This window comes from Clostridium sp. Ade.TY (assembly GCF_000498355.1).
Classification (GTDB): Bacteria; Bacillota; Clostridia; order Clostridiales; family Clostridiaceae; genus Clostridium.
In genome coordinates this window covers 176,106-199,211 of record NZ_AVSV01000028.1, presented here as the reverse complement: position 1 = coordinate 199,211, position 23,106 = coordinate 176,106, and the positions used below count along the sequence as shown (strand labels likewise).

Sequence of the window (23,106 nt, the reverse complement as noted above, 5' to 3'; positions counted from 1 at the left end):
CTTACAAGCAAGAGTAGATGCAGAATTTGGAGCATGCGAAGGAAAGAAAGAATTAGCAACACTTGCTAAACAATTAAATTTAGATGCAATTCATGACACAGTACACGAAATGTGTAAAGATGAAGCAAGACATGGTCAAGCATTCAAGGGTGTGCTAGATAGATACTTTGGTTAATATAAATCATTAATAAAGTTCACAAACTTCCTATAATTATACATTTAAAGTTACATTAAATTTAGATATTTAATGTAACTTTTTTTATGTGGAAATTATTATGAAAAAAATATTTATAAACGTTTACAAATTTAAATAAAAATAAAGTTATATTAAATTTAGGTTAAAAAATGAAACAATGCGTTAACAAAAAGGTTAAACCATTTAAATAAAAAAAAGTAACGATTATACTTATTAAGGAACGGTTTCAAACCGTATATGTTAATAAGGAGTGACAATGATGTTCAATTTAAATCCAAGAGAAGATAAATTTTTTGAAATGTTTGTTGAAGAGGCTAAAAATATTCACGAAGCTGCTAAATTGCTAAAAAGAGGATTTGTTGAATTAGAAAACAAAGAAAAAATTTCTAAAGAAATTGGAAGTCTAGAACATAAGGGAGATAAAATAGTTCATGATAGCATATTAGAACTTGAAGATGCTTTCATAACACCTCTAGATAGAGAAGATATTTATAAGTTAATAAAGAAAATGGACAACATATTAGATTCAATCGATTCAGCAGGAAGTAGGCTTACAATGTATGACGTAAAGGTAAGTAAAAAAGAAGCTATAAAAATGTGTGAAATGATTGAAAAGGTTACTGAAGAAGTTGTTAAGTTAATGGAAGAACTTAAGAAAATAGGAAAGAAAAATAACAGAATAGTAGAGCAAATAAAGAAAATAAATTCTATAGAGCATAATGGAGATTTACTTTATAGAGAAACAATAACAAATTTATTTAAAAGTGGTGAAGATGTTTTAGAAATAATAAAATGGAAAGAAATAGTTACACTTTTAGAAACGACTTTGGATGATTGTGAAAAAGTTGCGGCTATAGTTGAAGGAGTTGTAATGAAGAATGCCTAGTACAGCGATTATAATAACAATAGCTATAGTTGTTTTAGCTTTATCTTTTGATTTTATAAATGGATTTCATGATACAGCAACAGCAGTTGCTACAACAATAACAACAAGAGCATTAAAGCCTAAAACAGCAATACTTCTTTGTGCTATATTTAATTTTTTAGGTGCATTTATGGGAACTGCAGTTGCCAAAACTGTTGGTGATGATATAGTAAGTCATAACTATATGCCACAATGGGTTCTAATTGGGGTGTTAATCTCATGTATAATCTGGAACATAATAACATGGTATTTTGGAATACCAAGTAGTTCATCTCACGCATTAATAGGATCACTTATTGGTGGAGGGATAGTATATAACAGATCTTTTCATGTTGTTCAATGGGCAAATGTATTTGATCATGTAATAGTATGGTTAGTACTTGGACCAGCGATAGGATTTGTTTTAGGATACATAGTAATGGTTATATTAAACTGGATACTTAAACCATTTAAACCAAGAGGAATCAATAAACTATTTCAAAAACTTCAAATATTAGCATCAGCATTTATGGCGCTTAACCATGGTGCAAATGATGCACAAAAATCAATGGGGATTATTACTATGGCACTTTTAAGTGGTGGACTTATAAGTACATTTGAAGTTCCAACTTGGGTAATAGCAGGATGTGCACTTGCAATGGCACTTGGTACATCCATTGGTGGTAAAAAAATAATAAAAACAATGGGAAGTGGTATGGCAAAGCTTACTCCAGTAGGTGGATTTGCAGCTCAAATGGGAGCGGCTACTTCAATACTTGGTGCAACATTATTTGATGCACCTGTAAGTACTACTCAAGTTATAACAACAACTATAATGGGAGTTGGAGCTTCAAAAAATATAAAATCAGTTAAATGGGGAGTCGCAAAAAATATTATATGGGCTTGGATTTTAACAGTACCTTTAAGTGCTATAATAGCAGGTGTAGTAGTAGAACTTTTAAAGATAATAATGTAATTAATAATATAAAGAGATGAGGATTTACTTGTCTCTTTTAATTTTCTTAAGAATAGCTTGAAAAAGTAGATTTTTGTAAGAAAAAATTGTAAAATATAATTTGTGACAAACATACACAATATAAACATATACAAATAAGAGGAGAGATTAAATGTATATTATAAATTTTATAAGAGGTTTTTGTATGGCACTAGCTGATAGTGTACCTGGAGTTTCAGGAGGAACTATAGCATTTATTTTAGGATTTTATGATAAGTTTATAAATTCACTGAATGATGTTGTAACTGGAAATAAGGAAAAAAGAATTGAAGCTATTAAGTTTTTAATTAAATTAGGTATTGGTTGGATTACAGGTTTTGTATTATCTGTATTATTTATAACTTCAATTTTTAATGAGCATATTTATGAAATAAGTTCATTATTTGTTGGATTTATAATTGTTGCAATACCAATAATATTTAAGGAAGAGAGAAAAAGTATTGTTGGTAAATATAAAAATATAATATTTTTAATAATAGGTATACTTATAGTTGCAGGAATAACTTATTTTAATCCAGCATCAGGTGGTTCAGGTGTTGTAGTGTCAGTAGAAAGTTTAAATATAGGACTTTCAATATATGTATTTGTTTCAGCTATGATTGCAATATCAGCTATGGTTTTACCTGGAATATCAGGTTCAACTATTCTTTTAATATTTGGTCTTTATGCACCGGTTCTTGGAGCAGTTAAACAAGTTTTAAAGTTCAACTTTGATTACTTACCTGTAGTTATAATATTTGGAGTTGGAGTTTTAACTGGTATAGCAGTTACTATAAAAGGAGTAAAGTATGCACTTTCACATTATAGGTCTCAAACCATTTACTGTATATTAGGACTTATGATAGGTTCTTTATATGCTGTATTTATGGGACCTACTTCATTAGAAGTTCCAAAACCTCCAATGGATATGAGCACATTTAGTATTGTTTATTTTATAATAGGTGGAGCTATAATAGTTTTATTAGAAAGATTAAAAGTTCAATTAGAAAAGAAAAATTTAAAATAAAAAAACTACTGCATTTTGCAGTAGTTTTTTTATTGTGAAGTAATATAAACCTTATTTCTTCCACTATTTTTAGCTAAATATAAGTTTCTATCAGCTAAATTTAAAAAATCATTATCTGAAATGTTTCTATTGTATAGAATATAGCCTCCTATACTACAAGTTAAATTTATTTTTATGTTATTATATTCAAATGAATGTGATTCAATAGATTTTCGTATTTTTTCAGCAACTTTTTCAGTATTTGCAATTGTATAGTTATCAAGTATTACTACAAACTCTTCGCCACCAAATCTTCCAAATAAGTCATTATCTTTAAGACAAGAAAAAACTAATGAAGAAAAATCTTTTAATACATTATCTCCAATAATATGGCCATATAAATCATTAATATCTTTAAAGTAGTCTAAATCAATAACTAATAAAGAAATTGATGAATTTTTTTTAGTATCTGATAGTAATTTATTTAATTTTTCATAAATTATACGTTTATTATATGCACCTGTAAGTTCGTCTTTATATAAGCTTTCATTTATGTTAGATATTAATTCTTCAACTTTTATTTTATGAGAATTATCTGTTACGAAGCTATTTTTTGATATGTCTTTTAGAAGCTCTACTATATATAATTTATCATTATATTCAAATGGTGTAGCAATTATTAAAAATATTTTATCTTCCTTTAATTCTAATTTTACAAATGTATCTTGTTTTAAATAAGCATTTAAAGAAATACAGTTTTTACATTTTTGATTTTTATTCCAAAATTTATAACAGGATATTGGTTCAAATTGCTTATTATCATTTTCACTAGTTGATGTAGTTATTACAGATGAATTAACAGGGTCGATAAGTCTAATTACATCATATAAGTTTTTAAAGTGTGATAATTTATTTTTAATTTCATCAAGTAAATTCATAAAAAACCCCTTACTAATCAATATGATTAAATTTTATAATAATACACTATAATATTATACTATATAGACAAATTTTATCAAAATAAATTAACATAAAGCATTTATAGACAAGGCTTTTTTTCACAATTATAATAATAGTATACTATTATTACAATTAGGAGAGAAATATATGATTATTGAGTTAAAAGATAGAAAGTTAGAAGAATCAGTAAAAAATTTAAAAAAGTCTATAGAAATAGTTGGAGGAAAAGATTATTTAAATAATATAGATAGTCCTGAAAAACTTGTTGAAGAAATAATAAGTAATTTATTTTATAAAGGAGAAGCAGATATTAATGTAGAAGGAAGAAGATATGAAATTTCAGAATTAAATTCATTAAAAATAGAATTTGAAAAATATTTTCTGAAAAATAAAAAACAAATGATACAAAGAATAGTATCAAAAATAAAACAATATAATACTTCTTTAGATAGTAAAATAAGAAAATTTAAAAAAAGTAATTCTATTGAAGAGTTTAGAGAAATAGTAAAAGAAATAGAAAAAACTTATAAATGGGAATTTGATAACTTCTTTTTAGTATATATAGATAATATAAATGAAGAGAAAGATTATTATGGAGAATATTTAACTGAAAAAAGAAAACAAATAATAGATAGCGTTTTAGTTAAATTAGGTATATAAAAATTTAGAAAAATATATTATAATGATTAAGTAATTCAAATATTAAGAGAGAAAAATGTATCTTTTTATATTTGTTTGTTTTAAGTTAAAAATATCTAATAGAAAAGAGTAATCTAATCTAGAAGAAAAAAGGCTAATTAAATACTTAAGTAAAACGAACATAGGCATTTTATAAATATTATAATACCTATTATTTGTGTACATATTTTAAGCTGATTTTCTATTTATTTTAGAGAAATCAGCTTTTATTTATTTTGGAGGTAATATAAGTGAAAAAAATAGCAGTAATAAGTGCAATTCTTGAAGATCCGAAGCTATGCCAAGAACAATTTAATTCTATAGTAGCAGACTTTAGAGGTAGTATTAGGGGTAGAATGGGAATACCATTTGATTATGGAATTTCAGTTATATCATTAACAGTTATAGGAGAACTTAATGATATAAATAGTTTAACTGGAAAACTTGGAAATATAAATGGAGTAACAGTGAAAACAGCCATAGCAAAAAAAGAGATATAAAAGAAAGGGAGAAAGATGAAAGTAAGAGACATTATTGATAAATTATATAAAGAACATAATGCCACAAAAGAGGAACTTTTATATTTGTTAGACAACATAACTTTAGAAGAACAAGAATATTTAAGTGAAAAAGCAAATGAAATAAGAATGCAAAATTATGATAATAAAGTTTATATGAGAGGTCTTATAGAATTTACTAATTACTGCAAAAAAGATTGCGCTTATTGTGGAATAAGAAGAAGTAATAAAAATGCCGATAGATATAGATTAACATTTGATCAAATTATGGAATGTGTTGAATTAGGAGATAAACTAGGATATAAAACTTACGTATTACAAGGTGGAGAAGATGCATATTTTACAGATGAAAAAATGGTAGAAATAATAAAAGAAATAAAAAGAAGATATCCAAACAATGCAATAACTTTGTCTTTAGGAGAAAGAAGTTATGAATCATATAAGAAAATGTTTGAAGCTGGAGCTGATAGATATTTATTAAGACATGAAACTGCTACAAAAGAATTATATGATAAACTTCATCCAGGAGCATCTTTTGAAGAAAGAATGCAATGTCTTAGAAACTTAAAAGAAATAGGATATCAAGCTGGAGCAGGATTCATGGTAGGTCTTCCAGGTCAAACAAATGAAGATTTAGTAAATGATTTATTATTTATAAAAGAATTTGAACCTGCTATGTGTGGAATTGGACCATTTATTCCGCAAAAAGATACACCACTTGGCAAGGAAAAAGGTGGAACTTTAGAAAAGACTGTAATAATGCTTGCACTTCTTAGATTATTACAGCCAGATCTTTTACTTCCAGCAAGTACTGCATTAGGTAGTGTTGATCCATTAGGTCGTGAAAAGGGAATAAAAGCAGGCGGAAATGTTGTAATGCCAAACCTTTCCCCAACAGAAGTAAGAGAAAAATATGCATTGTATGATGGAAAAATATGCACTGGAGATGAAGCTGCTGAATGTAGACTTTGTATAGAAAAAAGAATGAGAAATTTTGGATATGAAGTTGAAGTAAGTAGAGGAGATAACGTAAGTTGGCTTAAAGAAAATAAATATAATAAAGATGATGCTCTTAATGATTTGAATTCAAAAAAATATTTATTCTTGAATTAAAGTCACTTAGGAGGAAAGAAAATGTTTATAGATCACCAATTAATAAATAGTATTTTAGAGGATACAAAAAATCCAAGCATAGAAGAAACAAGAGAAGTAATGGAAAGGGCAAAGAGAAGAGAAGTATTAGATTATAGAGATATTGCTATACTTTTAGCTACTGAAGATAAAGAAATTGAAAAAGAAATTTTTAAACTTGCAGGAGAAATAAAAGAAAGCATATATGGTAAGAGAATCGTTATATTTGCCCCATTATATGTAAGTGATTATTGTGTAAATAATTGTGTTTACTGCGGATATCAAAGATGTAATTCATTTAAAAGAAAAAAATTAACTCAAGAAGAAATAGCAGAAGAAGTAAAGCTATTAGAAAAGATGGGACATAAAAGATTAACTTTAGAACTTGGAGAAGATCCAGTAAATGCCCCTATTGAATATGTTTTAGAATGTTTAGATACAATGTATAAAACTCAAAATGCAAATGGTGAAATAAGAAGAATTAATGTAAATATAGCTGCCACATCAGTGGAAAATTTTAAAAAGCTTAAAGATAAAGAAATTGGTACATATGTATTATTTCAAGAAACATATCATAAACCAACATATGAAAAAATGCATCCAAATTCATTAAAAAGTGATTATGAATATCATTTAACTGCTTTTGATAGAGCGATGGAAGCTGGAATAGAAGATGTAGGTGCTGGAGTCCTATTTGGACTTGCAGATCCAAGATTTGAAGTTTTAGGACTTATGATGCATAATGCACATTTAGAAGAAAAATTTGGAGTTGGATTCCATACAATATCAGTTCCAAGAATAAGAAAAGCAAAAGGTGTTACAATGGAAGAGTTACCAAATCTTTTAACTGATGAAATGTTTAAAAGAGTAGTTGCAGTTATTAGAATCGCTGTTCCATTTACAGGAATGATGATTACTGAAAGAGAACCTAAAGAAATAAGAAGAGAATTATTAAAGTATGGAGTATCACAAATATCAGTAGGATCAAGTACTGTTGTTGGTGGATATAAAAAAAGAGAAATGAATCAAGAAAATGATGAACAATTTAAGCTTTTTGATGAAGTTAAGCCATTAGAGGCAATAAGAGAATTATTAGAAGATGGATATATACCAAGTTATTGTACTGCATGTTATAGAAAAGGAAGAACAGGAGATAGATTCATGTCTCTTGCAAAGTCAGGTGAAATACAAAATGTGTGTGAACCTAATGCCATATCTACACTTGTAGAATTTGCTTTAGATTATGGTGATGAAGAGTTTAAAGAAAAAGCAATAAGTACAGCAAAAAAAATAGCAAGTGAAATAAAAAATGAAAAAACTAGAGAAATTACATTAAGTAATATTGAAAAGCTTAAAGAAGGAAAAAGAGATATTTATTTATAAGATAATATAAAAATCACTCGAGGAGGAGTATAATGTTTATAAATCACGAACTAATTTACAAAATTTTAGAGGAAACAAAAAATCCAAGTATAGAAGAAGCAAAAGATGTAATAGAAAGAGCTAGAAAAAAAGAAAAATTAAGCTATAGAGATATAGCAATACTTTTATCAGTAGAAGATGAGGAAGTAGTTTCTTCTATGTATAAATTAGCTGGCGAAATAAAAGAAAGTATATATGGGAAAAGAATAGTTATGTTTGCCCCTCTTTATGTAAGTGATTATTGTGTAAATAATTGTGTTTACTGTGGGTATCAAAGATGTAATAAGTTTAAGAGAAGAAAACTAACACAAGAAGAAGTAAGAGAAGAAGTTAAAATCTTAGAAAAGATGGGACATAAAAGATTAGCTTTAGAACTTGGAGAAGATCCAGTAAATGCTCCTATTGAATATGTATTAGAATGTTTAAAAACAATATATGATACACAAAATGAAAATGGAGAAATAAGAAGAGTAAATGTAAATATTGCAGCGACAACTGTTGAAAATTATAAAAAGTTAAAAGAAGCAGGAATTGGAACATATATATTATTCCAAGAAACATACCATAAACCAACATATGAAAAAATGCATCCAAAATCATTAAAAGGAGACTATGAATATCATTTAACTGCTTTTGATAGAGCGATGGAAGCTGGTATAGATGATGTTGGTGGTGGTGCATTATTTGGCTTAGCAGATCCTAAATTTGAAGTATTAGGTCTTATGATGCATAATGCACATTTAGAAGAAAAGTTTGGAGTTGGATTCCATACAATATCAGTTCCAAGACTTAAAAAGGCAAGTGGAATGACTATGGAAAATTTCCCATACCTTTTAACTGATGATATGTTTAAAAGAATAGTTGCAGTACTTAGAATTGCGGTACCATTTACAGGAATAATTCTTTCAACAAGAGAGAATGCTGCTATGAGAAAAGAAGTATTAAGATATGGAGTATCACAAGTATCAGCAGGATCAAGCACAGGTGTTGGTGGATATAAAGATAGAGAAGAAAATGGAACTGAAGATAAGCAATTTGAAACTTCAGATGAAAGAACTCCTCTTGAAGTTATAAAAGAGTTATTAGATGATGGATATATACCAAGTTATTGTACTGCATGCTATAGAACTGGAAGAACAGGAGATAGATTTATGGCACTTGCAAAGTCAGGTGAAATACAAAATGTATGTGAACCAAATGCAATAACAACTCTTGTTGAATATGCTTTAGATTATGGTGATGAAGAATTTAAAGAAAAAGCTTTAAAAAATGCAGATGTAGCTGCAAATGCAATAAAAAATGAAAAGACTAAAAATATAGTTTTAAACAATATAAAGAAGTTAAAAGAAGGAAAGAGAGATCTTTTCATGTAAATAATAGGAGATGACTAATATGAACAATACACCTAATGCAAACAGAAAACATATTGCTATATTTGGTAATACAAATAGTGGTAAATCTTCACTTATGAATAAAATATTAGGACAAGAAATGTCTTTAGTATCAGAAGTTATGGGAACAACTACAGATCCAGTACAAAAGGCTATGGAGCTTATACCAGTTGGTCCAGTACTTTTAATAGATACAGCAGGTCTTGAAGATACATCAGAACTTGGAAATCTTAGAATGAAAAAAACAATGGAAGTATTAAAAAAGACAGATGTTGCTATATTCGTTCTTGACGCTTCAAGTCCAGACTTTGAATCTTTTAACAAATGGAAGATTGAAGCTTTAAAATATAATATTCCTTTTATAGTTGCAGCAAACAAAGCTGAAGTTGCAAGTAAAGAAATTGTAGAAACATTACAAGATAAGTATAAAGATGTTATATGTACATCTACAATTACTAATGTAGGAATAGAAGATATAAAAGAAGCTTTAGTAAAAATATTAGAAAAAGAAGATTCAGAAAAATCATTAATTGGAGATTTAGTACCTTATGGTGGTAAAGTTATTTTAGTTGTACCTATAGATTCAGAAGCTCCTAAAGGAAGACTTATACTTCCTCAAGTGCAAGTTATAAGAGATTGTTTAGATAATGGAATTAAGAGCTATGTAGTTAGAGATACTGAACTTATAAGTGCTCTTTCTGATTTAAAAGATATAGATTTAGTTATAACAGATTCACAAGCTTTTAAAAGTGTTAGTGAAATGGTTCCAAAAAATATTAAACTTACAAGTTTTTCTATATTATTTGCAAGACAAAAAGGTGATTTAAAGGCTTTTGTAGATGGGGTTAATAAAATAAGATTATTAAAACCTGGAGCAAATATTTTAGTATCTGAAAGTTGTACTCACAATGTATCTCATGAAGATATAGGAAGAGTTAAGATTCCAAAACTTTTAGAAAAATATGTTGGAGGAAAATTAAATTTTGAATTTAGAGTAGGACATGATTTTCCAGAAGATATAGAAAAATATGATTTAATAATTCATTGTGGAGCATGTATGATAAATAGAAAAACTGTTTTAAATAGAGTTAAAGTGTGTAATGATAAAGAAGTTCCTATAACAAATTATGGGATTATTCTTGCATTTTTAACTGGAATATTAGACAGATCCACAGAAAATTTAATATAATATTTTATAAAAAGAATGGTTTTAAACCATTCTTTTTTTGGTTAGTAAAATTATTTATGGTATATTAAATAGGTAAAATAAAAATAATGGAGAGAACTTATGAAAAATGAATTTGAAAAATTTAATTTAAGTAAAGAAATAATCAATGCATTAAATGATTTAGGATATACAAAACCTACAAATGTTCAAGACTTAGTAATTAAAGAAGGTCTTTTAAAGAAAGATTTAATAGTTAAATCTCAAACTGGTAGTGGAAAGACAGCTGCATTTTTAATCCCTATATGTGAAAAGATAGATTGGGAAGAAAATAAGCCACAAGTTTTAATATTAGCGCCAACTAGAGAACTTGCTATGCAAATAAGAGATGATATTTCAAGTATAGGAAGATATAAAAGAATTAATGCAGTAGCATTAGTTGGAAAGGAATCCTTTAAGGAGCAAGAAAAAAATTTGAAAGCGAAAGTTCATTTCGTAGTTGGAACTCCAGGTAGAGTTTTGGATCATTTAGATCAAGGAACTTTAAATGGAAATCTTTTAAAATATTTAGTTATAGATGAAGCTGATGAAATGTTTAATATGGGTTTTATTGGTCAAGTTGAAGGTGTATTTAGAAGAATAACTAAAAGACGTGTGACTATGCTATTTTCTGCAACTATTAATGATAAAATTAAAGAATTAAGTAGAAAGTATATGGATAGACCTATAGAGATAACTGTAGAGAAACAAGGACTAGTAACTGAAACAATAACTCATGGATTAGTTAAAGTAGATGGAAAAGAAAAGCTTAATAAAGTAAATGATATTCTAATAAAAGAGAAACCTGAAACTGCAATTATATTTTGTAGAACAAAAGAAAATGTAGAGGTAGCATATAAGTATTTTAAAGGAAAAGGATATTCAATAGATAAAATACATGGTGATATGTTACAAAAAGATAGAACAAAAAAGATGAATGAGTTTAAAGAAGGAAATTTTAGAATATTAATTGCAACTGATATAGCTTCAAGAGGTATTGATGTAGATAATGTAACTCATGTAATAAATATAGATATACCAGTTGAGAAAGAAAGTTACGTTCATAGAATAGGTAGAACAGGAAGAAAAGGGAGAAGTGGTAAATCAATAACTATTATGACTCCTTTTGAAAATAAATATTTAGATAGAATAGAAGAATATATAGGTTTTAAAATAGAAGACTATAAAGAAGGTGAAAATTCAAATATAGAAGAAAGTATAAATGTTCTAAAAAGTAAACCTGAAATTAAAAAAATTACAAAGAAATTAAATAAAAATATAACTAAAATATATTTAAATGGTGGAAAAAAGAAAAAGATAAGAGCAATTGATATAGTTGGAACTATAATGAGTATTGAAGGTGTTGAAAAAGAAGATGTAGGTATAATTGATATTAAAGATATGGGATCTACAGTTGAAATACTTAATAATAAAGGTAAAAAAGTTATTAATGGATTAAAAGAAAAAACTATAAAAGGCAAAAAGTTAAGAGTTGAAATAGCTAAAAAATAAATATTTAAGATTCAAATAATTATTTCATAAAAAGGTATAAATTGTTATTTATATAACAATTTATACCTTTTTTTATTTTTTAATAAGATTTCTAATGTTATATATTTTATAGTTACAATTAGAAATTTAAAAAAAGTGTAATTTAAAATTACAGTGTAATTAATAATTACACTTTTTATGTTATTAAAGTGTAATTATTAATGATACAAAGAAAGAAAGATAGATATAAATTTAACAAACAATTGATTTTAAAAAGTTGGCATGGAAATTGCTTATATATTAAAATGGATAAAAATTTATAAAAGTGAAAGGAATGTATCTAAAATGGATAACAAAAAATTTAGAAAAGGACTTATGTTTGGTATATTAGTTGGACTTGCATGGGGATTAGATGGAGTATTAATGGGAAGAGTTGGAGGAGACTCAATTTTTACAGATAAACTTTTTGCTTTAAGCCAAGGGGTTTCTCAAATAAGTTTTGAGTTTTCACCACTTGTAACTGCTTTTTTCCATGAAAGTTTTTGTTTTGTATGGGTAGCATTATTTTTAATATTTAAAAAACAATTAAAACATGTTTTTTATCTTCTTTTCAAAACTAAAAAAGGAAAAGCAGCTGCCATTGCTGCATTAGTTGGTTCACCAATTGGAATGAGTGCATATCTTTTAGGAATTAAATATGCAACAGCACCATATGCATCAAGTATTTCAGTAATTTACCCAGGTGTTGGAGCTATATTATCATATCTTATATTAAAGGAAAAATTATCAATTAGATCAGTAATAGGTATAGCAGTGAGTTTACTTGGATCATTTATGTTAGGATTTAATCCTGGGGATGTTCCAGCTACTTTCTTAAAAGGTGTTTTATTTGCTGTAATTGCAGTATTTGGATGGGCGCTTGAAGGAGTTATTATTGGATTTGCAATGAAACATATAAAGGGTGAGGATCACATAGATGCAACACCTCAACAATTTTTAGGACTTAGATATTTTATTTCAATGATTTCATATGCCGTTATAGTATTACCTTTAATTAAAGGATATCCACTTGCAGGATATATTGTACAAAGTGGATTAATATTTAAGTATGCAGGAATTGCAATACTTGGAGCAATTACATATTTAGCATGGTATAAAGCAGTTGATCTAATAGGAGCATCTATGGGAACAGCTTTAAATAGTACAGCAGCACTTTGGACAATAGTTTTTAGTGCAATATTATTTGGAGAAAAAATAACAGGGTCATTAGTATTATGGGGATTTGTAATAGTACTTGGAGTATTTATATTTGCAATAGATCCAAAGTCTTTTGGCAAGAAAAATAATAAATTATTAGATAATCAAGAAACACTAATGTAATTTAAATTTAATAAAGGAGATTTTAAAAATCTCCTTTATTAAAATAAAAATGGAAAGTACGGAATTTTTTTATGAGTTAACAATTGGAGGAGTTTTTTATGTTAAAAAAAGAAATTATAGATAATATGCAAAATATAGTTGATAACTGTATGGGAGATTCTGAAGCAGCATGCGTTGCTACTTGTCCTATGCACACAGATGTAAAAACATATGTAAGATTAATTAAAGAAGATAATGGTAAAGAGGCTATAAAAGTTATAAGAGAAAATCTTTTTATACCAGGAACTCTTGGAAGAATATGTGCTCATCCATGTGAAAAGAAATGTAAATGGAATGAAGGAAAAAGTCCAATGGCAATAGCATCTTTAAAAAGATATGCAGCAGATAATTTTGATAATGAAGAAGATTGGGATTTAAATATAAAACCTGAAAATGGCAAAAAAGTTGCAATAATAGGAGCAGGTCCGTCAGGATTACAATCAGCACTTGAATTAAGAAGAGAAGGTGTTGATGTAACAATATTTGAAAAACTACCTGTAAGAGGTGGAATGATGGCGGTTGGGATACCTGAATATAGATTGCCAAGAAATATATTAGAAAAGGAAATAAGCTATTTAGATAAGCTAGGAGTTAAATTTAAACTTGGAGTTGAGGTTGGTAGAGATATTAAATTTGATGAATTAATAAATGAATTTGATTCAGTAATAGTAGCAGTTGGTAAACATATTGGAAGAGTAGATAGAAGCTTAAAAAATTTTGATGCAAAGGGAGTATTTAGTGCAGCTTCTTATTTAAAGGAAGCAGCACTTACAAGAAATGTTGAAGATGCTGGGAAAAAAGTTTTAGTAGTAGGTGGCGGAGACGTTGCTATGGACTGTTGTAGAGTATCTAAGAGAATAGCTGGTGTAGAAGATGTGTATTCAATTTGTTTAGAAGAAAGTTTTGAAAAGATGGCTTCATCACAACATGAAATAAAAGGTGCTATATCAGAAGGTATTAAATTTAATCATGCAGAAGCTATAAAAGAAATTAAAGTAGATAAAAATGGAAGAGTTTCAAAAGTTATTCTTAAAAAATGTCTTTCAATGTTTAATGAAGAAGGAATGTTTAGTCCAACATTTGATGATAATGATACTAAAGAAATTGAAGTAGATACTATTGTATTTGCTATTGGACAAGGTGTTGATGGAAGTTTTACAGATGAAAAACTTGAACAAAGAAGAAATACAACATTTGAATGTGATAAGGAAACTCTTCAATCAAAATCAAATGATAAAGTATTTATAGCTGGAGATGCATCAGGAGAATCTGTTATAGTTATTCAGGCAATGGCAACAGGTAGAAGAGCAGCAGAGTCAGTAAAAAGATTTTTAAATAATGAATCTTTAACTGAAGGAAGAGATTTAGATGATACATGGAGTTTTGAAACTAAACTTGACATGCCAACTAACTGGGATGAAATAGTAAGAATTAGAGAAGATATGAGAGAATTAGATCCAGAAACTAGAGTTAAATCTTTTGATGAAGTTTCACTTGGATACACTAAAGAGGAAGCTTTAAGGGAAGCAGACAGATGTAGACAATGTGAGTGTAAACTTTGCATGAAGGAATGTTTAATGCTTAAAGAATATACAGAGTGTCCTAAAAAATTATTTAAGGAATATTTAGAAAAAGGCTATGAAAATATGGATAAGATGATAGCTTATTCTTGTAATCAATGTAGTCAATGTACAATAGTTTGTCCAAAAGATTTTAATATAAAAGATAATTTTATAGAGATGAAAGAAGAATTTGCAAAAGATAATAGTGGATATGCACCACTTAAAGAACTTGAATATGTAGCACCTCAACAAGAATTAGAATCTAGTGAAAAATATTCAACTCAAGTTAAAGCAGATAATGGAAAGGCTAAAAAAACTAAGTATGTATTTGTACCAGGATGTACAGTTCCAGCCTATATTCCAGATGCTTGTGATAAAGTGTTAAATCATTTAAAAGAAAAACTTGGAGAAGAAAATGTTGGAGCAATACTTCAATGTTGTGGTAAAGTATCTTTATTAGTTGGAGAAAAGCAAAGATACTTAGATATAAACAAAAAAGTTATAGATCAATTTGATGAAATGGGTGCAGAGGTTATAGTAACTATATGTCCATCATGTTATAAAGTCTATTCAGAAACTGCTAAAAATCAAAAAGTAATTTCATACTGGGATTTAATGAGAGAAGAAATAGGACTTCCAGAGGAAGCTTTGGCTATAGGAGAAGAATCAGACGTTGTATTTAATATACATGATTCTTGTGTAACTAGAGATGTAATATCTCATCATGAAAGTGTAAGATGGATGCTTGATGAAATGAAATACAAGTGGAGAGAAATAAAACATAATGGCAAAAACACTAGATGTTGTGGAGTTGGTGGTATGGCTTGTAGCTCAAATCCAAAGCTTTATGAAAAACTATATAATAGAAGAGCAAATGATTTTAATGAGGAATCAGTAGTTACTTACTGTGGTTCATGTAGAGGAACTATGCAAGCTGCAGGAAAGGACGCAGTTCATATATTAGATCTTATGTTTAAAGGAGATGTTTATAATTCTTCAGATAGAAGATATGATAGAGGTTATAAAGATGAACAAGAAATGTGGAGTAGAAGATTAGAGACAAAAATTAAATTTGACGCTCATAAAAAGTAATAGAAAAGCCTTTAGAGAAAAATTTCTCTAAGGGCTTTTTTATTTTGATATTCCATAACGTTTCATTTTATTGTATAAGGCATTTCTACTTATTCCAAGACTTGCTGCTGCTTTTGTCATATTACCATCAAAGTAATCTACTGTATTTTTTATTGTTCTTTGTTCAATTTCTAGTAAAGTTGATAAAAGCACTTCTTGTTGACAATCTGTATTTTCGGTTTTTTGAATATTACAAGTTGGGCAATTTTCATCATCGCAAATATGAACTATTTCATTTCCTAAATTATCATATTTCAGACAAGTACATTCATCAAAGCTCATTTCATAACTTGTCTCTCCATTTAAATTAACAATATTTTCAACACAATTCTCAAGTTCACGTATATTACCTGGCCAACAGTAAGAAATCATTTTTTTAAATAACCTATTAGATATTTTAGGAACTTCTTTATTAAGTTTTTTACTTTTTATTTTTAAGAAATAATCAAGTAAAATTGGAACATCACCGAATCTATCTTTAAGAGGTGGCATATGAAGTGGAATTACATTTAGTCTATAATATAAATCACTTCTAAATTTACCATTTTTAATTTCTTCTTTAAGATCTTTATTAGTTGCAGTAATTATTCTAACATCAATTTTTATTGGAGTTTTTCCACCTATTCTAGTTATTACACCTTCTTGAATTACTCTTAAAAGATGAATTTGCATTTCAAGAGGCATTTCTCCAATTTCATCTAAAAATATAGTTCCACCATTTGCAAGTTCAAATTTACCTGCTTTTCCACCTTTAGTTGCACCGGTAAATGAGCCTTCTTCATAACCAAAAAGCTCACTTTCTATTAGAAATTTTGGGATGGCTCCACAATTTACAGCGATAAAGGGTTCTGAAGCTCTAAAACTATCATTATGTATAGATTGAGCAAGAAGCTCTTTACCACAACCACTTTCTCCAGTTATTAAAACTGTAGATGGACTTTTAGAAATCTCTTTTGCTGATTTTATAACTTTTTTAATTTGAGGACTATCACCTATTATATTATCAAAAGTATAAATAGCATGTGGAGTGGTTAATTTATTTAATGTATTTATTAATTTATTGGTTTCTTTTACGATTAATAAAAAATCTATAGTATTAGTTGAATTTAGTTGTATTAAATCACAAGTGAATAAAGATTTATTATTTGATAAAGATATATTTTCTATTGAATTAATATTTTTTTTTAATAATTCATCTAATTTAATTTTTAATAGTTTAAATATGTTAAATATATTTGATGATTCAATTTTGGTTTTATTTATTTTAAGCGATTTTAAAGCTTCATCGTTATAGAAGTTTATATTTCCATCTTTTGAAAAAGTTATAATACCATAATTTAAGGAATTTAAAATATTATTATAATAATCTATATTTAAAATAGTTATTTTAATCAGCTCCTTTTAATAAAATTAATCTATTTAGAAATACTATTATTTTAGCATAATAACTCCTATATATAAATGGAATAAATTAATAATGAAATTATATATATATTAGTAAAAGAGTATAATAGGAGTGGTATATTTGGATTTAGATTTAAAGGTTCCAACAGAAGTTTTATTCGATAAAGATATAATAAAAAATAATTGTGAAAAATTTGATGAGTTAGGTGATGTGGCATTAATTGTTATTGGGAAAAAATCAGCAAAAATAAATGGTGCACTTAGTGATATATTAAATGCTTTAGACTTATCTAATAAAGATTATTATATATTTGATAAAGTTGAAGAAAATCCATCTATTGAAACTATAGAACTTGCAAGTAAATTAGGTCGTACCGTAAAGGCGGATTTTATTGTAGGAATAGGTGGAGGTTCAGCTATAGATGCATCAAAGGCAATTGCTTTTATGATAAAAAATTTAAATGTAAATAAGAAAAATATTTTTAATCAAAAAAAATTAAGTAGTATACCAGTAATTGCAGTTCCAACTACAGCAGGAACAGGTAGTGAAGTTACACAATATTCAATTGTAACTGATAATAATAAAAAGTGTAAAAGAAATTTAGGGCAAGAGATTTATCCAAAGATAGCTTTTATAGACCCTAAGTATACAAAAGGATTAAATATAGAAATAAGTAGGAATACAGCAATGGATGCATTTTCACATATAGTTGAAGGTTATTTAAGCAAAAATGCTACAGAATATACAGATAAATTAGCTTTAAAAGCTTTAAAAATATGGGCAGAAGTTTCAGATAATCTTTTATGTGGAAATTTAACAGAAAATGATAGAGAAAATCTTATGGTTGCCTCAACTATTGGAGGAGCTATAATTTCAAAAACAGGGACATCAATTCCACATTGTATGGGGTATCCATTAACATATTATAAAAATGTACCTCATGGACTTGCAAATTTATGTTTATACAATGAGTATTTAGACTCTTTTAAAGATAGAAAGAAAGTAAATAATATAGTAAGCATATTAGGATTTACGTCTTTAAAAGATTTAAAAAAATTTATAAATAGTTTATTAGAGATTAATATAAATGTAACAAAGGAAGAAATTAAAAAATATACAGATGAAGTATTTAAAAATAAGGAGAAGTTAAAAAATCATATAGAAGATTTAACTTATGATGATTTATATAATATATATTATAAAAGCTTAATAGATAATAATAATATATGATATACTGATTATATGAATTTCAAGAAAAGAGGAGATTTTATGAAATACAAATTTAAATTTAATGATAAAGAGTACGAATTAAATAATGAAAACATAATTGAATTAATAAATGATGAAGAAAATCCCATAGAAGGATTAGATGAAAATAAAATATTAGAACTTTTAAGTGAAAGTGATAAGGTAGATTTTCAAAAAGCTTATTATGATACTCCATGTGAAGTTTGTAATGAAAATTTTAAAGAAAAGAAAAGCATAAGTGAATATTTAGAATATTATTTTTATGTTTATTCTAAAGATGGAAAGTATGTTATAAGTAATATTTCAAAAGAATATGAGGGACTAACATATAATAGATTAGAGTTAGAAGGAAAGGTTGATAATAGTTATATTGTAACTGTTATTGTTTGTGCAAATTGCTCTCATAATATAATTCAAATAGAAGAGTTAGAAGTTTAAAAAAAGAGGTTATCTTAAAAGATAACCTTTTTTTAATGTATAGGAATTTGCAAAAAGTATACTTGTAATAAATTAATATAAGTTTTTTTATAGCACATTACATTAATTTGATAAATAGTGTTTTAAATTTTATTTATAGTTTTAAAAATGCAATTAATAATAAGCAAATTCCAGAAACCCATGAAAAATCGCTGTTTGTTTGTTTTTTTAATACATTGCTTCCTATATATGAGCCTAATTTTATAGCAAGCACTCCAAGTAAAAAGCATGTACTTAAAAGTAATAATGGATTAATATTTAAAAAGCTTGCTCCAAAACCTACAGCTAAACTATCTATAGATAAAGCAAGTGATAAATAAATAGATTCTTTTATTGATATTTTTTTTGATTTATCAAAGTCTGCTTTAGTTTCATCTGCATATACTGTAAGTGCAAATTTAAAATCAAATAATTTAAAAGTAAGAGGTCTTTCAAGTTTTGAAACTTTACTAATATATTTTTTGAAAAAACCTTCAAATAATTTATAAATACCTAAACATATAAAAATAAAGAAACTAATATATTTTGGTAAGAATTCAGGCATTATATTTTCTAAATAACCACCAAGTAAAAGTGATATAGAAAGCATAAGACATGATACTATATTTATAATAATTACAGATAGATTAGGTATTTTAATTTTATCTGCACCATATGCAATACTAGCTACAAAGGAATCGATTATAAGAGAAAAAACTAAAATTAGAATTTCCATAAAATTTACCTCTTAAAAAATTTTATCTGTTATATTATATTATGACAAACTTCTACAATGGTGATTTATTAGAAAATAACTTATATCTTAAAAAAATATATATAGTTTTAAATAAATTTTTATTTTATAATGATTGTAACTAAAAAAAGTGGGGGTTTTATGTTTAACGTAGATTGGTTTTTTAATTTATTAAATAATTATAGTGAATTTGCAATTTTTATAAGTTTAATAATAAGCGTAGTAATTGCAATTTCAGGAGTAATACCATCTGTTTTTCTAACAGGAGCTAATATTTTATTTTTTGGTCCAGTTTCAGGCTTTATAATATCTTTACTTGGAGAAACAATTGGAGGATATATTACTTTTAAATTATATAGAAAGGGATTTAAAAAAGGATTTGATAGTTTAACAAATAAGCATAAAGTTTTAAAAGAAATATCAGAAAGCAAAGGAAATAGATCTGCATTTTTAATATTTCAAGGTAGAATAATACCTTTTATTCCATCTGGCTTTGTAACATTAGCTGCAGCTGTTAGTGAAATAGATAGTTTTAGATATAATATAGCAACATTTTTAGGTAAAATATCATCTATATTATTAGAAGTTTTAGTAAGTTATGGAGTAATATCAGCTGGAGAAAAAGCAATAAAATTAGTAATTACAATTATAGCAATTTACTTTATTTATAAAGCAATAAAGAGTAAAAAAGTATGATATAATGTACATGATAAAAGTTAATTTCAATATTAAAGGGGAGTATAAGATGTATAAGTTAATAGCACTAGATATGGATGGGACTCTTTTAAATGAGGACAAGCAAGTAACAGAAAAAAATAAAGAATCAATAAAAAAAGCTAAAGAACTTGGAGTATATGTTGTATTAGCATCAGGCAGACCAATAGATGGATTAGTAAAATATTTAGATGAACTTGATCTTTTAGGTGATAACGATTATGTTCTTAGCTATAATGGATGTTTAGTTCAAAAAACAAAGAGTAGAGAAGTTGTTTGTGATGTTGCAATAAAAGGTAGTGACCTTAAATACTTAAAAAAATTAGCTGATGAGGCAGGACTTAATATTCATGCTTTTTCAAAAGAAAGAGGTTTAATAACTCCTAAAGAAAATACATACACTTCATATGAAGCTCATCACAATGGAATAGAGTTTCACATAAATGATTTTTCAGATATAGAAGATGATGAAGAAATAATTAAAGTAATGATGATAGATGAACCAGAAATATTAGATGCAGGAATGAAAAAATTACCTAAAGAAATATATGAAAAATATAGTGTAGCAAAGAGTACACCATTTTTCTTAGAGTTTTTTAATAAAAAAGCAAATAAGGGAGAGGGATTAAAACTTTTAGCTGAACATTTAGGAATAGATAAAGAAGAAATAATAACTATGGGAGATGAAATGAATGATTTCCCAATGATAGAATATGCAGGGCTTGGAGTTGCAATGGGAAATGCATGCGATAAAATAAAGGAAATTGCAAATTATATAACTGATACAAACAATAATGATGGAGTTAGTAAAGTTATAGAAAAGTTTATAATAGAAGATAGAATATAAAATTTAAATAAAAGTGCCTATTAAGGGCACTTTTTTATTTTTATTAAAATTGAATCTATATATTAAATGTAAGAAAATTAATTATACATATAATAAAAAACGTATAATAAAAACCTGTATAAAATTTATTTAAATAGCAAAAAAAGGATTAAATGTAAGCTAGAAATGGAAAATATTACGAAGAAAATGAATAAATATTAAACTTAAAGGTTAATATGTTGAAAAAATAATAATTAGAAGTATATAATCTATTAGTAATAATTTTATCAGGACGGAGAGGATGAGATGGAAGAAAATAGAGAAAAGTTTTCATCAGGATTGGCTATATTTTTTGCAACACTAAGTTCTTGTGTAGGGTTAGGAAATATATGGATGTTTCCTTATGTTGTTGGAGAAAATGGAGGAGCAGCATTTATAATTATTTATTTAGCATGTATTTTAATAATTGGTATTCCTACACTTATAAGTGAATTTGCATTAGGAAGACAAACAAAGAAAAATATTTATGGTGCGGTGTCTACTATAACAGATAAAAAGATGTTTAGAATAATTGGTGTAATTGGTATAACAGCATCTTTTTGTATGTTATTTTTCTATACAGTAGTTACTGGATGGGTATATTCTTATGTTGAAAAAGCAATTACAGGACAATTTGCAGGTGCTAATGCCCAAACTTTATCAACTATGTTTAATCAAACTAGCCTTGGACCAGTAAGTCCAATACTATGGCAACTTTTAGCTTTAATTGTTGGGGGAATTATATTAACAATGGGAGTTAAAAGTGGTATTGAAAAGTTAACTAAAACATTAATGCCAGTACTTATAATTTTACTTGCATTTTGTGCAGTTAGAAGTTTAACTTTACCAAATTCAATAGAAGGGGTTAAATTCTTATTTAATCCAAATTTTTCAAAAGTAACATTTTCAGTATTTTTATCAGCACTTGGTTTAGCATTTTTTAAACTTTCAGTTGGTACTGGTTCAATGATTACATATAGTAGTTATTTTACAGATGATACTAATTTAATATCAACAGGAACAAAAGTTGCATTATCAGATACTTTTGTATCATTACTTGCAGGAACAGCAATATTCCCAGCAGTATTTGCTTTTGGACAAAAGCCAGGTAGTGGTCCAGGACTTTTATTTAATACAGTACCTTTAATATTTTCAAAAATGCCAGGTGGATCAATACTTGGAGTAGTATTCTTCTTACTTACTGCTATGGCAGCAACTATGGCCATGATATCAATATTAGAAGTGTTAGTTGCTATGTTTACAGAACAATTTAAGATAGGAAGAAAAAAAGCTATAATAATTTGTATAATAATTATTTTAATATTTGGTTCATTAGCAGCTTTATCTGCTAATCCAAATGGATTATTAGCACATAATACTATATTTGGTTTAACATTCTTTGATTTCTTTAATGATATTATATCAAATGTTTTATTGCCTATAAATGGAATATTAGTAACTATATTAATGGGTCATGTTGTAAGTAATAAAATATATGTTTCACAATTAACTAATAATGGAACATTAAAAAATGAAGGAATAGTTAAATTCATTACATTTTTAGTTAGATACATAACTCCAGCTTTAATATTTATAGTATTTATAAAAACATTTATTTAATTAAAGCTTTATATAAAAATAGCAATGATATAGTCAT

At 26.8% G+C, this 23,106-nt stretch carries 19 protein-coding genes and 2 pseudogenes; 18 read left to right on the top strand and 3 right to left on the bottom strand.

Annotation, left to right across the window (positions count from 1 at the left end):
* The 4 genes and pseudogenes from O212_RS0111485 to O212_RS0111470 all read left to right on the top strand — a co-directional run.
* Positions 1-175: pseudogene (locus O212_RS0111485) on the top strand (NADH peroxidase); the annotation flags it as partial.
* A 277-nt stretch (positions 176-452) separates the two neighbouring features.
* Positions 453-1,082, top strand: a complete 630-nt coding sequence (locus O212_RS0111480) for a DUF47 family protein (protein ID WP_347452295.1) — start codon at positions 453-455, stop codon at positions 1,080-1,082.
* A complete protein-coding gene (locus O212_RS0111475; RefSeq protein WP_024615251.1) occupies positions 1,075-2,076 on the top strand; it encodes an inorganic phosphate transporter in 1,002 nt (333 codons plus the stop codon). Before O212_RS0111480 ends, O212_RS0111475 begins: the two co-directional genes overlap by 8 nt.
* A gap of 151 nt (positions 2,077-2,227) precedes the next feature.
* Positions 2,228-3,121: a DUF368 domain-containing protein gene (locus O212_RS0111470; RefSeq protein WP_024615250.1), complete on the top strand. Its 894-nt coding sequence runs from the start codon at positions 2,228-2,230 to the stop codon at positions 3,119-3,121.
* A gap of 29 nt (positions 3,122-3,150) precedes the next feature.
* Here the strand turns inward: O212_RS0111470 and O212_RS0111465 are convergent, their stop codons facing one another.
* Positions 3,151-4,038 (bottom strand): GGDEF domain-containing protein, encoded by an 888-nt coding sequence (locus O212_RS0111465; RefSeq protein WP_024615249.1) that lies wholly within the window; start codon positions 4,036-4,038, stop codon positions 3,151-3,153.
* 169 nt (positions 4,039-4,207) lie between these two features.
* Between O212_RS0111465 and O212_RS0111460 the strand changes: the two genes are divergently transcribed.
* The 9 genes and pseudogenes from O212_RS0111460 to O212_RS0111420 all read left to right on the top strand — a co-directional run bounded on the left by O212_RS0111460 (position 4,208) and on the right by O212_RS0111420 (position 15,968).
* Positions 4,208-4,720, top strand: a complete 513-nt coding sequence (locus tag O212_RS0111460) for a hypothetical protein (protein WP_024615248.1) — start codon at positions 4,208-4,210, stop codon at positions 4,718-4,720.
* Between the two features lie 269 nt (positions 4,721-4,989).
* Complete coding sequence (locus O212_RS0111455; protein ID WP_024615247.1) at positions 4,990-5,238, top strand: TM1266 family iron-only hydrogenase system putative regulator; 249 nt, start codon at positions 4,990-4,992, stop codon at positions 5,236-5,238.
* 15 nt (positions 5,239-5,253) lie between these two features.
* Complete coding sequence (hydE, locus tag O212_RS0111450) at positions 5,254-6,369, top strand: [FeFe] hydrogenase H-cluster radical SAM maturase HydE (protein ID WP_024615246.1); 1,116 nt, start codon at positions 5,254-5,256, stop codon at positions 6,367-6,369.
* Between the two features lie 21 nt (positions 6,370-6,390).
* The gene (gene hydG, locus O212_RS0111445) at positions 6,391-7,770 is read left to right on the top strand and encodes a [FeFe] hydrogenase H-cluster radical SAM maturase HydG (protein WP_024615245.1); all 1,380 of its coding nucleotides are present in this window, start codon (positions 6,391-6,393) and stop codon (positions 7,768-7,770) included.
* Between the two features lie 17 nt (positions 7,771-7,787).
* A pseudogene (gene hydG, locus O212_RS0111440) lies at positions 7,788-9,182 on the top strand ([FeFe] hydrogenase H-cluster radical SAM maturase HydG); the annotation flags it as partial.
* Between the two features lie 19 nt (positions 9,183-9,201).
* Complete coding sequence (hydF, locus tag O212_RS0111435) at positions 9,202-10,389, top strand: [FeFe] hydrogenase H-cluster maturation GTPase HydF (RefSeq protein ID WP_024615243.1); 1,188 nt, start codon at positions 9,202-9,204, stop codon at positions 10,387-10,389.
* Between the two features lie 99 nt (positions 10,390-10,488).
* On the top strand, positions 10,489-11,916 hold the full coding sequence (locus O212_RS0111430; RefSeq protein WP_024615242.1) for a DEAD/DEAH box helicase: 1,428 nt from the start codon (positions 10,489-10,491) through the stop codon (positions 11,914-11,916).
* A 324-nt stretch (positions 11,917-12,240) separates the two neighbouring features.
* A complete protein-coding gene (locus tag O212_RS0111425; protein ID WP_051373011.1) occupies positions 12,241-13,275 on the top strand; it encodes a DMT family transporter in 1,035 nt (344 codons plus the stop codon).
* Positions 13,276-13,373: 98 nt separating this feature from the next.
* The gene (locus O212_RS0111420) at positions 13,374-15,968 is read left to right on the top strand and encodes an FAD-dependent oxidoreductase (RefSeq protein WP_024615240.1); all 2,595 of its coding nucleotides are present in this window, start codon (positions 13,374-13,376) and stop codon (positions 15,966-15,968) included.
* Between the two features lie 39 nt (positions 15,969-16,007).
* Here the strand turns inward: O212_RS0111420 and O212_RS16060 are convergent, their stop codons facing one another.
* Positions 16,008-17,003 (bottom strand): sigma 54-interacting transcriptional regulator, encoded by a 996-nt coding sequence (locus O212_RS16060; protein ID WP_278244711.1) that lies wholly within the window; start codon positions 17,001-17,003, stop codon positions 16,008-16,010.
* A gap of 529 nt (positions 17,004-17,532) precedes the next feature.
* On the opposite strand from O212_RS16060, the gene O212_RS0111410 reads away from it, so the two are divergent.
* Both O212_RS0111410 and O212_RS0111405 read left to right on the top strand, forming a co-directional pair.
* The gene (locus O212_RS0111410; protein WP_024615237.1) at positions 17,533-18,642 is read left to right on the top strand and encodes an iron-containing alcohol dehydrogenase family protein; all 1,110 of its coding nucleotides are present in this window, start codon (positions 17,533-17,535) and stop codon (positions 18,640-18,642) included.
* A gap of 39 nt (positions 18,643-18,681) precedes the next feature.
* A complete protein-coding gene (locus O212_RS0111405; protein WP_024615236.1) occupies positions 18,682-19,098 on the top strand; it encodes a DUF3785 family protein in 417 nt (138 codons plus the stop codon).
* A gap of 133 nt (positions 19,099-19,231) precedes the next feature.
* On the opposite strand, the gene ytaF is transcribed toward O212_RS0111405, so the two are convergent.
* Positions 19,232-19,852, bottom strand: coding sequence for a sporulation membrane protein YtaF (gene ytaF / locus O212_RS0111400; protein ID WP_024615235.1), 621 nt, complete (start codon positions 19,850-19,852; stop codon positions 19,232-19,234).
* Between the two features lie 159 nt (positions 19,853-20,011).
* On the opposite strand from ytaF, the gene O212_RS0111395 reads away from it, so the two are divergent.
* The 3 genes from O212_RS0111395 (at position 20,012) to O212_RS0111385 (ending at position 23,069) form a co-directional block, all read left to right on the top strand.
* A complete protein-coding gene (locus O212_RS0111395) occupies positions 20,012-20,566 on the top strand; it encodes a VTT domain-containing protein (protein WP_024615234.1) in 555 nt (184 codons plus the stop codon).
* Between the two features lie 49 nt (positions 20,567-20,615).
* On the top strand, positions 20,616-21,431 hold the full coding sequence (gene yidA / locus O212_RS0111390; RefSeq protein ID WP_024615233.1) for a sugar-phosphatase: 816 nt from the start codon (positions 20,616-20,618) through the stop codon (positions 21,429-21,431).
* Between the two features lie 285 nt (positions 21,432-21,716).
* Entirely contained in the window at positions 21,717-23,069 is a 1,353-nt protein-coding gene (locus tag O212_RS0111385) for a sodium-dependent transporter (RefSeq protein WP_024615232.1), read from the top strand.
* The last annotated feature ends 37 nt before the right edge of the window (positions 23,070-23,106 follow it).

What these genes read in the sequence shown, in the direction of transcription:
- O212_RS0111480 (WP_347452295.1), top strand. Translation starts at nt 453, where the DNA reads ATGATGTTCAATTTAAATCCAAGAGAAGATAAATTTTTTGAAATGTTT.
- O212_RS0111475 (WP_024615251.1), top strand. Translation starts at nt 1,075, where the DNA reads ATGCCTAGTACAGCGATTATAATAACAATAGCTATAGTTGTTTTAGCT.
- O212_RS0111470 (WP_024615250.1), top strand. Translation starts at nt 2,228, where the DNA reads ATGTATATTATAAATTTTATAAGAGGTTTTTGTATGGCACTAGCTGAT.
- O212_RS0111465 (WP_024615249.1), bottom strand. Translation starts at nt 4,038, where the DNA reads ATGAATTTACTTGATGAAATTAAAAATAAATTATCACACTTTAAAAAC.
- O212_RS0111460 (WP_024615248.1), top strand. Translation starts at nt 4,208, where the DNA reads ATGATTATTGAGTTAAAAGATAGAAAGTTAGAAGAATCAGTAAAAAAT.
- hydE (WP_024615246.1), top strand. Translation starts at nt 5,254, where the DNA reads ATGAAAGTAAGAGACATTATTGATAAATTATATAAAGAACATAATGCC.
- hydG (WP_024615245.1), top strand. Translation starts at nt 6,391, where the DNA reads ATGTTTATAGATCACCAATTAATAAATAGTATTTTAGAGGATACAAAA.
- hydF (WP_024615243.1), top strand. Translation starts at nt 9,202, where the DNA reads ATGAACAATACACCTAATGCAAACAGAAAACATATTGCTATATTTGGT.
- O212_RS0111430 (WP_024615242.1), top strand. Translation starts at nt 10,489, where the DNA reads ATGAAAAATGAATTTGAAAAATTTAATTTAAGTAAAGAAATAATCAAT.
- O212_RS0111425 (WP_051373011.1), top strand. Translation starts at nt 12,241, where the DNA reads ATGGATAACAAAAAATTTAGAAAAGGACTTATGTTTGGTATATTAGTT.
- O212_RS0111420 (WP_024615240.1), top strand. Translation starts at nt 13,374, where the DNA reads ATGTTAAAAAAAGAAATTATAGATAATATGCAAAATATAGTTGATAAC.
- O212_RS0111405 (WP_024615236.1), top strand. Translation starts at nt 18,682, where the DNA reads ATGAAATACAAATTTAAATTTAATGATAAAGAGTACGAATTAAATAAT.
- ytaF (WP_024615235.1), bottom strand. Translation starts at nt 19,852, where the DNA reads ATGGAAATTCTAATTTTAGTTTTTTCTCTTATAATCGATTCCTTTGTA.
- O212_RS0111395 (WP_024615234.1), top strand. Translation starts at nt 20,012, where the DNA reads ATGTTTAACGTAGATTGGTTTTTTAATTTATTAAATAATTATAGTGAA.
- yidA (WP_024615233.1), top strand. Translation starts at nt 20,616, where the DNA reads ATGTATAAGTTAATAGCACTAGATATGGATGGGACTCTTTTAAATGAG.
- O212_RS0111385 (WP_024615232.1), top strand. Translation starts at nt 21,717, where the DNA reads ATGGAAGAAAATAGAGAAAAGTTTTCATCAGGATTGGCTATATTTTTT.